Here is a 13,471-nt window from a genome sequence, read left to right as displayed (position 1 = left end):
TTTTTGCTTCACGGAGAGATTGCGATGTCCGAGCGGTGGACGCCCGAGTCCTGGCGCAGCAAGCCGGTTCTGCAGGTGCCCGACTATCCCGACGCCAAGGCGCTGGCCGATGTCGAGGCGCAGCTTGCAACCTTTCCGCCGCTGGTGTTCGCGGGCGAGGCGCGCAACCTGAAGAAGTCGCTGGCGCGGGTGGCCGCCGGCGAGGCCTTCCTGCTGCAGGGCGGCGACTGTGCCGAGAGCTTCGCCGAGCATGGCGCCAACAACATCCGCGATTTCTTCCGCGTGCTGCTCCAGATGGCGGTGGTCTTGACCTATGCCGGCGCCGTCCCCGTGGTGAAGGTCGGCCGCGTCGCCGGCCAGTTCGCAAAGCCGCGCTCCTCGCCGACCGAGAAGGTGAACGGCGTCGAGCTGCCGAGCTATCGCGGCGACATCGTCAACGATATCGCCTTCACCAAGGAAGCGCGCGTGCCGGATCCGCAGCGCCAGCTGATGGCCTATCGCCAATCGGCCGCGACGCTGAACCTGCTGCGCGCGTTCGCCACCGGCGGTTACGCCAATCTCGGCAGCGTGCATCAATGGATGCTCGGCTTCCTGAAGGACTCGCCGCAGTCCCGCCGCTACAAGGAGCTGGCCGACCGCATCTCGGACGCGCTCAACTTCATGCGCGCCTGCGGCCTCGATCTCGAAGCCCATCCCGAGCTTCGCGCGACCGATTTCTACACCAGCCACGAGGCGTTGCTGCTCGGCTACGAGCAGGCCATGACCCGCGTCGATTCCACGACCGGCGACTGGTACGCGACGTCGGGTCACATGATCTGGATCGGCGACCGCACCCGGCAGCTCGATCACGGCCATATCGAATATTTCCGCGGCATCAAGAACCCGATCGGACTGAAGTGCGGCCCGTCGCTGAAGGCCGACGAACTGTTGAAGCTGATCGACGTGCTCAACCCCGACAACGAACCGGGCCGGCTGACGCTGATCGGCCGCTTCGGCTCCGACAAGGTCGGCGAGCATCTGCCGAACCTGATCCGCGCGGTGAAGCGCGAGGGCAGGGCGGTGGTCTGGTCGTGCGATCCTATGCACGGCAATACCATCACCTCCACCAGTGGCTACAAGACGCGCCCCTTCGACCGCATCCTGTCGGAGGTGAAGTCGTTCTTCGCGATCCACGCCGCCGAAGGGACGCATGCCGGCGGCGTGCACCTGGAGATGACCGGCCAGGACGTCACCGAGTGCCTCGGCGGCGCCCGCGCGATCACGGACGAGGATCTCAACGACCGCTATCACACGGTCTGCGATCCCCGCCTCAACGCCGAGCAATCCATCGACATGGCCTTCCTGGTCGCGGAGCTCCTCAAGCAGGAACGCGCCGGCAAGGCTCAGCCGATGCCGGCCGCAGCGGGGCTCTAGGACCTTGCTGCGGCTCTGGAAGGCCACGATCAACTCCCGCAACGGTCTGGCCTTCGCGTTCCGCTCGGAGCAGGCCGTCCGCGAGGAGATTTTTGCACTCATCCTGTCGCTGCCGCTGGCGTGGCTCGTCGCAGCGACCGCGATGCGGGCAGTCGAACTGGTCTGCTCGGTCGCTTTTGTGCTGGTGGTCGAGCTGCTCAACACCGCGATCGAGAAACTCGCCGACCGCCTGACCATGGACCACGACAAGCAGATCGGGCGGGTCAAGGACATGGGCTCGGCCGCGGTCGGCGTTGCCTTGCTGATGACCGGCGCGTTCTGGATTTTCGCGATCGTCGAGCGCCTGGGTTTCGTCTAGTCACAGGGTCGGACAAAGGCGGCCATGACCGAACGTCTCAATGCATTCGCGGTCACGCTCGCCCAGCTCAATCCGACCATGGGCGACATCGCGGGCAACGCCGCGAAGGTGAGGGCGGCGCGAGCAACAGCCGCCGGCGAGGGCGCCGATCTCGTGCTGTTTCCAGAGCTGTTCATCGCGGGCTATCCGCCGGAAGACCTCGTGCAGAAGCCGGCCTTCCAGGCGGCCTGCCGGGGCGCGATCGAGAGTCTGGCGCGCGACACCGCCGACGGCGGGCCGGCCATGCTGGTCGGCACGCCCTGGGTCGAGGACGGCAGGCTCTACAATGCCTGCGCGCTGCTCGACGGCGGCCGCATCGCGAGCCTGCGCTTCAAGTGCAATCTGCCGAACTACGGCGTGTTCGACGAGAAGCGGCTGTTCTCGCGCGGTCCCGCCGCAGGTCCCGTGACGGTGCGCGGTGTGCGCATCGGCGTGCCAATCTGCGAGGACATCTGGCTGGAGGAGTCCGAGGACTACGAGAACGTGGTCGAGACTCTCGCAGAGACCGGCGCGGAGATCATCCTGGTGCCGAACGGCTCTCCCTACGCCCGCGACAAGGCCGATGTGCGCCTGTCGGTGGCTGTGGCGCGGGTTACCGAAAGCGGTCTGCCGCTGGTCTATCTCAACCAGGTCTGCGGGCAGGACGAGCTGGTGTTCGACGGCGCGTCCTTCGCACTCAACGGCGATCTCTCGCTCGCGGCGCAATTGCCGGCATTCGAAGAAAGCATCACCACGCTCCGCTTCGCCAGGAACGGCGATGATTGGCGCTGCGCGGGGCCGGTCTCGCCGCAGCCGGAAGGCGACAATGCCGATTATGCCGCCTGCGTGCTCGGCCTGCGCGACTATGTCGGCAAGAACGGATTTCCGGGCGTGCTGCTCGGCATCTCCGGCGGCATCGATTCCGCTCTGTGCGCGGCGATCGCTGTCGATGCCCTCGGCGCCGATCAGGTGCACGGCGTGATGCTGCCTTATCGCTTCACCGCGCCGAGCTCGATCGCCGATGCCGGCGAACTCGCAGGCCGTCTCGGCATTCGCTACGAGGTCCTGCCGATCGCGGAAGCCGTGAACGGGTTCGAGACCATTCTCTCGAGCATCTTCAAGAATCTGCCGCCGGACATCACCGAGGAAAACCTTCAGGCCCGCACCCGCGGCACGCTCCTGATGGCGATCTCCAACAAGACCGGGCTGATGGTCGTGACCACCGGCAACAAGTCGGAAATGTCGGTCGGCTACGCCACGCTCTATGGCGACATGAACGGCGGCTTCAATCCGATCAAGGACATCTACAAGAGCCAGGTGTTTCGGCTGGCGGCGTTGCGCAACGGCTGGAAGCCCGAGGGGGCGCTCGGGCCCGCAGGCGAGGTGATTCCGCCGGACATCATCACGCGCCCGCCGACTGCGGAGCTGCGCGAGAACCAGACCGATCAGGATTCGCTGCCGCCTTACGACGTGCTCGATGCCATCCTCGCGCGTCTGGTGGAGCACGAGGAGCCACTCGACCGGATCATCGCCGCCGGCTTCGACCGCGAGACGGTCACCCGCATCGACCACCTTCTCAACGTCGCCGAATACAAGCGGCGTCAAGCCGCGCCCGGCGTGAAGGTGACACGCAGGAACTTTGGCCGTGACCGCCGCTATCCCATCACAAACCGCTTTCGCGACAACGGCGACCCGCAGCCGGCCGCCGACGAGTCGCTGGTCTCGCGCGGCAGCCGCGCCTCGATCGACGCGTTCGAGGGGTAAGCTTGAGGCCTATTTCTGCTGTTGCGGCAGGAAGGTCGGACCGACCGAGCGGATCGGCTTGTTGTCCGACGTCGCCGACGCGCCGGTATCGGCGGGCGGTGTCGCGGCGGGGGCTGCGGCGGTTGCCGGCGGCGGAGCTGCGCCCTTCTTGGCATTGGCGGGCGTGCCCTTGCTGAGCTGCCGCTGCTGCATCTTCTTGGCGCTCTCCTCGGTGACGATGATGTCACCCTGCTGCTCGACGGTGGCTTTGTCGTCGGCCGATTTCAGCGCATCGGCCCAGCTCTGACCGGCGGCCTTGCAGGAGCACGATGGATTGAACTCGCTGCGGAATTTGAACGCGTTCGGCAGCGCCGAGTAGGGCTGCCCGCTGACGGAAACCGCCGAGCTCATATCCTCGCCGGGATTGCGGTAGGCATAGAGCGAGGCTTCCGCCGCGGGGCAGAGCGCCTTGCAGCTCTTCTCGTCATCGGGGAAGCGCGCCGGCACGGTCGCAAACGAGATCGGGAAATAGGCGCCGTCGCAGGTGCGGACGCAGACCGTGCGATAGGTACCGGATTGCGGACCGAGATCGGCGGGCGGTGGTGCGCCGGGCGGATTGTTGGCGCTGTTGCCGCCACCGAACAGGTTGCTGAGGAAGTTGCCGCCCTGCGACTGCGCGGCGTTGGCGTATTGCGGTCCGCAATTGTTCTGCGCCAGCGCGAGCAGCACGGAGCGGCGCTGGTTGTCCCGCTCGGGGCTCATGCCGCCGGGGCCGCCGGAACGCAGGCGCTCGAGATTGGCGGTGATCTGGTCCAGATTAGCGCGCATCTGCTGGATCTGGGTGTTGACCGGACCGCACTGCGCCGACTGGCCGTTGAACAACGAGAAGAAGCCGGAGGAGTCGCAGCCCATGCGCTTGGCCTGCATGGTCACGCGATCGAGTTCGGCCTGCTGGCGGGTCTGGGAATCCTGGTAGCGGCGGATCTGGTCTTCGCGCGCGGGGTCACCGCCGGTGCCACGGTCGAGGGCGGCAAGCTGCCCCTCCAGCCGCACGCACATGGGGTTCGAGCCGGGTCCACCCTGGGCAGACGGAGGCGGACCAGCCTGGGCAGAGGCGTCGCTGGCGAGCACGACCGTGCTCAGCAGCACGGCGCAGGCAAGGATGAAGCGAGGACGGGAGAGAGACAAGGATGCAGGCATATCCGCCATTCTAGCGAGGTCACGGCCCAATGTGACGCTGGAGGGCCGAAGCGCGCCCTCCAATAGCCGCTTCCAGCGGCATCGTCACGTCGTTTCAGGGGCCAGAGATTGGGCCTAAGGTCCGCCAGTTCCGAGCGAATTCAGCGCTGGCAGGTGATTGCGACATAATCGTCGCAATGGCCATGGGAGCAGTTTGCGCCGGTTTTGGGGACGGAGCCGGTAATTTCGTCGGGATCGACCCGGCGGTAGGCCGCGGCCTGGGTGAAATCCCGGGACTGGCAGTAGGTGCGGGCGATCTGCGCGCCGCATTTCTCGCCCCTGGAAAGACACTGGTCGACACCGTAGCCATCAGCCTGGTTGGCGATGATGAAGACGCGGGTCTCGGCGACTGCGGCGCTGGCCGCGAGAATGGAGGCACAGGAAAGGAGCGCGAAAAGGGATCGCATGGTGCACCGGGGCTTGGGGGGAACCGCCGGCCTCCGAGTAGTCTCAAAAGGTTAAGGATAACGAACCATCATGGCGGGGCGCGGCGCATTGCGGAGACAAGACGGCATTTTCGCGGCTCTCTTGACGCCAGGGCCGTTCGTGGCCCATATGTGGCCGCATGAACGGTTTCCTCGCCATCTGCATTATTTGCCGCGAGATTACGAGCTAGCGATTCGCTGGCTGGAGCCGTCTTTTCTCAAAAAATTGAGAGCCTCGGACGCCCGGCCACCAGCCGACGGGTATCCACATGGAATTGCGCCTCTACGATACGCTGACGAAGGAGAAGCGGCCGTTCGCGCCGCTCGATGCGAAGAATGTCCGCATGTATGTCTGCGGACCGACCGTCTACGACTTCGCCCATATCGGCAATGCGCGCCCGGTCATCGTGTTCGACGTGCTGTTTCGGCTGCTGCGCCATCTCCATGGCGAGGCGCACGTCAAATATGTCCGCAACATCACCGACGTCGACGACAAGATCAACGACCGTGCCGCGCGTGATTTTCCCGGCCTGCCGCTGAACGAGGCGATCCGCAAGGTCACCGAGCAGACTGGCCGGCAGTTTCATGCCGACGTCGATGCTCTGCGCGCGCTGCGGCCGAGCGTCGAGCCGCGCGCGACCGAGCATATCGCCGAGATGCGCGAGATCATCGAGAAACTGGTCGCGGGCGGCTTCGCCTACGTAGCCGAGGACCATGTGCTGTTCTCGCCGCAGGCGATGAACGCAGCCAATTCGGGGCTGCCGCGCTATGGCGCGCTGTCGAAGCGCTCGCTGGACGAGATGATCGCCGGTGCCCGCGTCGATGTCGCGCCCTACAAGCGCGATGCGACCGACTTCGTGCTGTGGAAGCCGTCCAAGCCGGGCGAGCCGTCATGGCCGTCGCCCGCGGGTATCGCCGCGCAGGGGCGGCCGGGCTGGCACATCGAGTGCTCGGCCATGGCCTGGAAGCATCTCGGCGAGCATTTCGACATCCACGGTGGCGGCATCGATCTCGTGTTTCCGCACCACGAGAACGAGGTGGCGCAGACCTGCTGCGCCTTCCATCAGCAGCGCATGGCGAACTACTGGATGCACAACGGCTTCCTGCAGGTCGAGAGCGAGAAGATGTCGAAGTCGCTCGGCAACTTCATCACCATCCACGAGCTGCTCGCGGACTGGCCCGGTGAGGTGCTGCGTCTGAACATGCTCAAGACGCACTACCGCTCGCCGATCGACTGGACCATGAAGTCGCTGGAGGAGAGCGCAAGGACGCTCGACGACTGGTATCGCGTCGCGGCCGACGCCGAGCCGGGCAAGCCCGCTCCATCCGTGGTCGAGCCGCTGCTCGACGACCTCAACACGCCGCAGGCGATCGCGGCGCTGCACGGTCTGCGCCATGCGTCCGACATCGGCGGCCTGGCCGCGTCGCTGCGGCTGCTCGGTTTCCTCGCCGAGAGCGCCACCGAGTGGGCCGGCCGCAAGCAGCAGGCGAGCGGTGTCGATGCGGGCGAGATCGAGCGCCTGATTGCGGAGCGCGCTGCCGCTCGGGGACGGAAGGACTTCAGGGAGTCCGATCGCATCCGCGATGAGCTCGCCGCCAGGGGGGTCGTGCTGAAGGACGGCAAGGACGCCGAAGGCAAGCCCGTGACGACCTGGGAGCTCGCGTAATGGCACGTGCGCTCCCAACACCCGCGCTGCGGCCGCTCCTGCCGGCCGACGTGCCGGTGCTCGCCGCGATCTTCACCGCCAGCATCGAGGAGCTGACCGGGGATGATTACAGTGAGGCGCAGCAGCAGGCCTGGATGGATGCGGCGGAAACCGAAGAGTTCGGCAAACGCCTGACAGCCGACCTGACGCTGGTCGCAACGCTCGATGGCTCGCCCGTCGGCTTCGCCTCGCTCCGCGGCAACGATCACATCCGCATGCTCTATGTGCATCCGGCTGTGGCCGGGCAGGGCGTCGCGACCCTGCTGGTGGACGCGCTGGAGAAGCTCGCCGGCGGCCGCGGTGTGCAAAGCCTGACGGTCGATGCCAGCGACACGGCGCAGGGCTTCTTCGCCAAGCGCGGATACATCGCGCAGCAGCGCAACAGCGTCACCATGAACGACGAGTGGCTCGCCAACACCACCATGAAGAAGACGCTCGGAGCAGCTCAATGAGCAGGGAGCGCCTCTACCTCTTCGACACCACGCTGCGCGACGGCGCCCAGACCAATGGCGTCGATTTCACGCTGGCCGACAAGCAGGTCATCGCGGCGATGCTGGACGAGCTCGGCATCGACTATGTCGAGGGAGGCTATCCCGGCGCCAATCCGACCGACACCGAGTTCTTCGGCACCAAGCCCAGGCTCAACCATGCGCGCTTCACCGCCTTCGGCATGACGCGCCGGGCAGGGCGGTCGGTCTCCAACGATCCGGGAATCGCCGGGCTCCTCGAGGCGAAGGCCGAGGCGATCTGCTTCGTGGCCAAATCCTCGGCCTATCAGGTGCGCGTCGCGCTGGAGACGACCAGGGAAGAAAATCTCGCGTCGATCCGCGACAGCGTGGGCGCCGCGAAGGCCGCCGGCCGCGAGGTGATGCTCGACTGCGAGCATTTCTTCGACGGCTACAAGGAAGACGCCGCCTTCGCGCTCGCCTGCGCGAAGGCTGCCTATGACGCCGGAGCGCGCTGGGTCGTGCTGTGCGACACCAATGGCGGTACCATGCCGCACGAGGTCGAGGCCATCGTCGGCGAGGTGACCAGGCACATCCCCGGCGATCACGTCGGCATCCACGCCCATAACGATACCGAGCAGGCGGTTGCGAATTCGCTCGCCGCGGTGCGCGCCGGGGCACGTCAGATCCAGGGCACGCTGAACGGTCTCGGCGAGCGTTGCGGCAACGCCAATCTCTGCTCGCTGATCCCGACGCTGACATTGAAGAAGGATTTTGCCGAAGTTTTCGAGATCGGCGTGACGCCGGAGAAGCTGGCGACGCTGGTCAAGGTTTCGCGCACGCTCGACGACATGCTCAACCGCGCGCCCAACCGGCACGCCGCCTATGTCGGCGAGAGCGCCTTCGTCACCAAGACCGGCATCCATGCATCCGCCGTGCTGAAGGATCCGCAGACCTACGAGCACGTGACGCCGGAATCGGTCGGCAACCACCGCAAGGTGCTGGTGTCGGACCAGGCCGGCCGCTCCAACGTCATCGCCGAACTCGACCGCGCCGGCATCGCCTACGAGAAGACCGATCCGAAGCTGACGCGGCTGGTCGAGGAATTGAAGGAGCGGGAGGCTGCCGGTTACGCCTATGAATCCGCCAATGCGTCGTTCGAGCTTCTGGCGCGCCGCACCCTCGGCAAGGTGCCGCATTATTTCGAGGTCGAGCAGTTCGACGTCAATGTCGAGCAGCGCTACAATTCGCTCGGCGAGCGCGTCACGGTGGCGCTGGCCGTGGTCAAGGTCGACGTCGCCGGCGAACATCTGATTTCGGCGGCGGAAGGCAACGGTCCGGTCAACGCGCTCGACGTCGCCCTGCGCAAGGACCTCGGAAAGTACCAGAAATACATCGAGGGCCTGAAGCTGATCGATTATCGCGTGCGTATCCTCAATGGAGGCACGGGCGCTGTGACGCGCGTGCTGATCGAGAGCGAGGACGAGAATGGCGACAACTGGACCACGGTCGGGGTGTCCCCGAACATCATCGATGCCTCGTTCCAGGCACTGATGGATTCGGTGATCTACAAGCTCGTCAAGTCGGGCGCGCCGGCATAGTTTTCATAGGCCCGCACGGCCCCTCGACCTGAAGGACTTGCGAAGCAATCATCTCGAAGGATGTCGTCCCGACCGATCGCAGCTCACTCAGAGCTTGCGGGCGACTTCCGGTGCGAGCTTCTTGTTCTCGTCGGCGACCCGGGCTGCCGCGGCGTTCAGCATCGGCAGAATCTCCTCGACGCGATCGGCCTTGAGGATATCGACCGAAAGCTCGGCCCGGATGAACTCGGTCTGGCGCATGTGCGACAGCAGCGAGAACAGCGGCTCCCAGAAATTGTCGAAGTTGGCGAGCAGCACGGGTTTGGCGTGACGGCCGAGTTGCTTCCAGGTCAATTGCTCGACGAGTTCCTCCAGCGTGCCGATGCCGCCCGGCAGCGCGACGAAGGCGTCGGAACGCTCGAACATCAGCCGCTTGCGCTCGTGCATGTCGGGGGTGACGATCATCTCCTGCGCGCGCGTCAGTGCGTTCTCGCGCTTCGTGAGGAAGTCGGGGATGATGCCGGTGACGGAGCCGCCATGATCGAGGGTCGCGCTGGCCACCGCGCCCATCATGCCGAGCGAACCGCCGCCATAGACGAGGCGGATGTTGTTCTCGGCGAGCGCCTTGCCGAACGCCTTGGCGCCTTCGATGAAGTGGGGGTTGGTTCCGGGGCCGGAGCCGCAATAGACACAGACGGTTTTGATCGTGCTCATTGGTACCATGATGCATTGCAGCGAGGGGGCGTCAAGCCCAAAGGGTGATTCTCAGCCCCCGGAAATCTACCGGTAAATGACGACAAACAATCAAAGATTCGCCATGTGGCGGGGTGCGCTCGGGTCCGGAAGCTTCTATATGACGAGCGAAAACAACCAGTCGTAAAGCGCCCGCATCCGGCGGGCTTTCAGGCTCTCTCGATGGACCATCCCCATTCGCCCGACGGTGCCGAGGCGCCCGATCAAGCCGCCGGATCGCCGGCCGGCGCCACCCTGATCGGAACGCTGGCGCATCTATGGCCCTATATCTGGCCGAGCGACCGTTTCGACCTGAAGATGCGCGTGGTCTGGTCGATGGTGCTGCTGCTCGCCGCCAAGCTGATTACGCTGACGGTGCCGTTCAGCTTCAAATGGGCGACGGATGCGCTGACCGGCGCCAACACCGCGCCGGTGCAGGCCGACAACTGGCACCTCTGGGTGATCGCCTCGCCGCTGCTGCTGACGGCGAGCTACGGCGCCATGCGCATCGTGATGGCGGTGCTGACGCAATGGCGCGACGGCATCTTCGCGCGCGTGGCCATGCATGCGGTGCGCAAGCTCGCTACCATCACCTTCGTCCACATGCACGAACTGTCGCTGCGTTTCCATCTGGAGCGCAAGACGGGCGGGCTGACCCGTGTGCTCGAGCGCGGACGCGAGGGCATCGAGGTCATCGTCCGGATGGTGATCCTCCAGCTGATCCCGACCATCGTCGAGGTCTCGCTGCTGATGGGAGTGCTGCTCTGGCAGTTCGACTGGCGTTACGTGCTGGCGACGCTGATCACTGTCGCGGTCTACATGTATTACACCTACATCGCGACCGAATGGCGGATCGGCATCCGCCGCAGGATGAACGATTCCGACACCGAGGCGAACACCAAGGCGATCGACTCGCTGCTGAACTACGAGACCGTCAAATATTTCGGCGCCGAGACCCGCGAGGCGCAGCGCTACGACCGCTCCGTCGCGCGCTACGAGGAGGCGAGCGTCCACACCTATACTTCGCTCGCCGTGCTCAACACCGGTCAGGCCGTGATCTTCACGCTGGGACTGACCGCGACCATGCTGATGTGCGCGATCGGCGTGCGCCAGGGGCGCAACACGGTCGGCGACTTCGTGCTGGTCAACGCCATGATGATCCAGCTCTACCAGCCGCTGAATTTCATGGGCATGGTCTATCGCGAGATCAAGCAGGCCATCATCGACATCGAGAAGATGTTCGGCGTGATCGGCCGCGACGCCGAGATCAAGGATGCGCCCGATGCGCGGCCGCTGGCGATTTCCGCCGGCACGGTGCGCTTCGAGGACGTGCGCTTCGCCTACGAGCCGACGCGCCCGATCCTCAAGGGGATCAGCTTCGAGGTCCCGGCGGGCAAGACGGTTGCGATCGTCGGCCCCTCCGGCGCGGGCAAGTCGACCATCTCGCGGCTGCTGTTCCGGCTTTATGACGTCTCCGGCGGACGGATCCTGATCGACGGCCAGGACATTCGCGACGTCACCCAGGCTTCGCTGCGGGCGTCCATCGGCATGGTGCCGCAGGACACCGTGCTGTTCAACGACACCATCCGCTACAACATCCGCTACGGGCGCTGGGACGCGAGCGACGACGAAGTCGAGCAGGCCGCGCGGTTGGCACAGATCGACCAGTTCATCCGGTTGGCGCCCATGGGCTACGAGACCCAGGTGGGCGAGAGGGGCCTGAAGCTGTCCGGCGGCGAGAAGCAGCGCGTCGCGATCGCGCGCACCGTGCTGAAGGCGCCGCCGATTCTGGTGCTGGACGAGGCGACCTCGGCGCTCGACACCCATACCGAGCACGAGATCCAGGGCGCGCTCGACCGCGTCGCCAAGAACCGCACGTCGCTGGTGATCGCGCACCGGCTCTCGACCATCGTCGGCGCCGACGAGATCATCGTGCTGGACCAGGGCCGCATCGCCGAGCGGGGCACCCACGCGAAACTGCTCGCGGTGGGCGGCCTCTATGCCAGCATGTGGAACAGGCAGCGCGAGGCGGAGGCAGCGCGCGAGAAACTGGCCAGGATGGACGACAGCAACGAGGCGCCGAACCGGGAGCCGCCGCCGGTCGAGGACGTCATTACGCCGCAGGCGGCTGCGGAGTGACCTTGTCTCTGGTGCCAACTCTGGCCTAAACAGCACCGGCGCGCGAGGCGACCCTTGCGCCACCAACCCTCAGTGGCAGATAGCGATGTCCATTCTCGATTCGATCCAGCGTCAGATCCCGCCGATCCACAAGGAGGGCTATCCCTTCATCGGCGGCTTTGCGCTGGCAAGCCTCGTCCTGTTCTGGCTGTGGTCACCGCTCGGGTGGATCGGCACGATCCTGACCGTCTGGTGCGCGCTGTTCTTCCGCGATCCGGTGCGGGTGACGCCGGTACGCGAGGGCCTGGTGGTTTCGCCGGCCGACGGCCGTGTCTCGATGATCACCATGGCGCTGCCGCCTGCGGAACTGGGTCTGGGCGACCGGCCGCTGCCGCGCGTCTCCATCTTCATGAGCGTGTTCAATTGTCACGTGAACCGCAGCCCGGTGGCCGGCAGGGTGGACCGCATCGCCTATCGGCCGGGCCTCTTCATCAACGCCGAGCTCGACAAGGCGAGCGAGGACAATGAACGCAATTCGCTGGTCATCTCGACGCCCACGGCCCGGATCGGCGTGATCCAGATCGCCGGCCTCGTCGCCAAGCGCATCGTCTGTTTCGTCAAGGAAGGCCAGTCGATCGGGGCGGGCGAGCGGTTCGGCCTGATCCGCTTCGGCTCGCGGCTCGACGTCTATCTGCCGGTGGGCACCAGGGCGCTGGTGTCGGAGGGGCAGACCGCGATCGCCGGCGAGACGATTCTCGCCGATCTGGCCGGCGAGGACCCCAGCCGCACCTACCGCGCCAATTAACCAATCGGTCGCTCCGGGGGCCGTCTGCCGCAATGGCGGAGGCGGGGGCGGCTTGCTATATCTCGCCATGAGGTGAGGACGAGCCATGACGCCCTATGACTTCAAAGACCCTGATGCGCGCCGCCGGCGGTTTCGCCCGATCCCGGTGCGGATGCTGGTGCCCAACGTCATCACGCTGCTGGCGATCTGCGCCGGCCTGACCGCGATCCGGCTGTCGATCGAGGGGCGGATGTCGCTCGCCGTCTACGCCATCGTGTTCGCGGCCGCGCTCGACGGCATCGACGGCCGCATCGCTCGCCTGATCAAGGGCCAGTCGAAATTCGGCGCCGAACTCGACAGTCTCGCCGACTTCGTCAATTTCGGCGTCGCGCCCGGGTTGATGCTGTATTTCTGGCAGCTGCACGAGCTCGGCAATGCCGGCTGGATCGCCGCGATGGTCTTCGCGATCTCCGGCGGTCTGCGCCTCGCGCGGTTCAACGCGACCATGGACGACCCCAACAAGCCGGCCTTCGCCGCCAATTTCTTCACCGGCGTGCCGGCGCCGGCCGGCGCGATCACCGTGCTGCTGCCGATCTACATAGCGTTCCTCGAACTCGGCCGCATCCCGGCGGCCGTGACGGCCACCTATACGCTGCTGATCGCCTTCCTGATGGTGTCGCGCCTGCCGGTGTTCTCCGGCAAGACCAAGCGCATGCGCGTGCCGCCTGAACTGGTGCTGCCGGCGTTCGTCGCGGTGATCGTTTTCATCGCGCTTCTGATCGCTTATCCCTGGCACGTGCTCTCGATCGGCACGGCGCTGTATCTGCTCAGCCTGCCGCTCGGCTACAAGTCGTATCGCGACCAGGCGCACGCGGCGGGGGCGGCAGCGCCGGCCGCCGGCGAGGTCAC

Annotated in this window: 12 protein-coding genes; 9 read left to right on the top strand and 3 right to left on the bottom strand. The window is 65.8% G+C overall.

The features are described 5' to 3' along the window. Window positions 1-24: 24 nt before the first annotated feature. Genes QM712_RS24480 through QM712_RS24470 form a run of 3 tightly spaced genes read left to right on the top strand, consistent with a single transcriptional unit; the run spans window position 25 to window position 3,553 of the window. Complete coding sequence (locus tag QM712_RS24480) at window positions 25-1,413, top strand: class II 3-deoxy-7-phosphoheptulonate synthase (protein WP_415025718.1); 1,389 nt, start codon at window positions 25-27, stop codon at window positions 1,411-1,413. A 4-nt stretch (window positions 1,414-1,417) separates the two neighbouring features. Next, a complete protein-coding gene (locus tag QM712_RS24475) occupies window positions 1,418-1,771 on the top strand; it encodes a diacylglycerol kinase (protein WP_415025717.1) in 354 nt (117 codons plus the stop codon). A gap of 24 nt (window positions 1,772-1,795) precedes the next feature. Beyond that, entirely contained in the window at window positions 1,796-3,553 is a 1,758-nt protein-coding gene (locus QM712_RS24470) for an NAD+ synthase (RefSeq protein ID WP_415025716.1), read from the top strand. A 9-nt stretch (window positions 3,554-3,562) separates the two neighbouring features. Here the strand turns inward: QM712_RS24470 and QM712_RS24465 are convergent, their stop codons facing one another. Both QM712_RS24465 and QM712_RS24460 read right to left on the bottom strand, forming a co-directional pair. Then, window positions 3,563-4,741 carry a DUF2865 domain-containing protein gene (locus QM712_RS24465; RefSeq protein ID WP_415025715.1) on the bottom strand — a complete coding sequence of 393 codons (1,179 nt, stop codon included), beginning with the start codon at window positions 4,739-4,741 and terminating at the stop codon, window positions 3,563-3,565. Window positions 4,742-4,872: 131 nt separating this feature from the next. Further along, window positions 4,873-5,178 (bottom strand): hypothetical protein, encoded by a 306-nt coding sequence (locus tag QM712_RS24460; protein WP_415025714.1) that lies wholly within the window; start codon window positions 5,176-5,178, stop codon window positions 4,873-4,875. A gap of 287 nt (window positions 5,179-5,465) precedes the next feature. Here QM712_RS24460 and cysS point away from each other — a divergent pair, with 287 nt between their 5' ends. Genes cysS through cimA form a run of 3 tightly spaced genes read left to right on the top strand, consistent with a single transcriptional unit; the run spans window position 5,466 to window position 8,949 of the window. Beyond that, window positions 5,466-6,863 carry a cysteine--tRNA ligase gene (gene cysS / locus QM712_RS24455; protein WP_415025713.1) on the top strand — a complete coding sequence of 466 codons (1,398 nt, stop codon included), beginning with the start codon at window positions 5,466-5,468 and terminating at the stop codon, window positions 6,861-6,863. Beyond that, window positions 6,863-7,354 carry a GNAT family N-acetyltransferase gene (locus QM712_RS24450; protein WP_415025712.1) on the top strand — a complete coding sequence of 164 codons (492 nt, stop codon included), beginning with the start codon at window positions 6,863-6,865 and terminating at the stop codon, window positions 7,352-7,354. The genes cysS and QM712_RS24450 overlap by 1 nt, the downstream gene beginning before the upstream one ends. After that, the gene (cimA, locus tag QM712_RS24445; RefSeq protein WP_415025711.1) at window positions 7,351-8,949 is read left to right on the top strand and encodes a citramalate synthase; all 1,599 of its coding nucleotides are present in this window, start codon (window positions 7,351-7,353) and stop codon (window positions 8,947-8,949) included. The genes QM712_RS24450 and cimA overlap by 4 nt, the downstream gene beginning before the upstream one ends. A gap of 87 nt (window positions 8,950-9,036) precedes the next feature. Here the strand turns inward: cimA and QM712_RS24440 are convergent, their stop codons facing one another. After that, a complete protein-coding gene (locus tag QM712_RS24440; RefSeq protein ID WP_415025710.1) occupies window positions 9,037-9,642 on the bottom strand; it encodes a TIGR00730 family Rossman fold protein in 606 nt (201 codons plus the stop codon). 201 nt (window positions 9,643-9,843) lie between these two features. Here QM712_RS24440 and QM712_RS24435 point away from each other — a divergent pair, with 201 nt between their 5' ends. The 3 genes from QM712_RS24435 to QM712_RS24425 all read left to right on the top strand — a co-directional run. Then, window positions 9,844-11,799 carry an ABCB family ABC transporter ATP-binding protein/permease gene (locus QM712_RS24435; RefSeq protein ID WP_415025709.1) on the top strand — a complete coding sequence of 652 codons (1,956 nt, stop codon included), beginning with the start codon at window positions 9,844-9,846 and terminating at the stop codon, window positions 11,797-11,799. 85 nt (window positions 11,800-11,884) lie between these two features. Beyond that, window positions 11,885-12,583 (top strand): phosphatidylserine decarboxylase, encoded by a 699-nt coding sequence (locus QM712_RS24430; protein ID WP_415025708.1) that lies wholly within the window; start codon window positions 11,885-11,887, stop codon window positions 12,581-12,583. Between the two features lie 85 nt (window positions 12,584-12,668). Next, window positions 12,669-13,471 (top strand): CDP-alcohol phosphatidyltransferase family protein (locus tag QM712_RS24425; protein ID WP_415025707.1); only part of this gene is annotated, 803 nt, incomplete at its 3' end.

Origin of the sequence: Bradyrhizobium sp. (assembly GCF_047605465.1) — a bacterium.
Lineage (GTDB): Bacteria > Pseudomonadota > Alphaproteobacteria > Rhizobiales > Xanthobacteraceae > Bradyrhizobium.
Note: the sequence above shows the minus strand (reverse complement) of the source record. Positions and strands in the feature narration are given on the sequence as shown.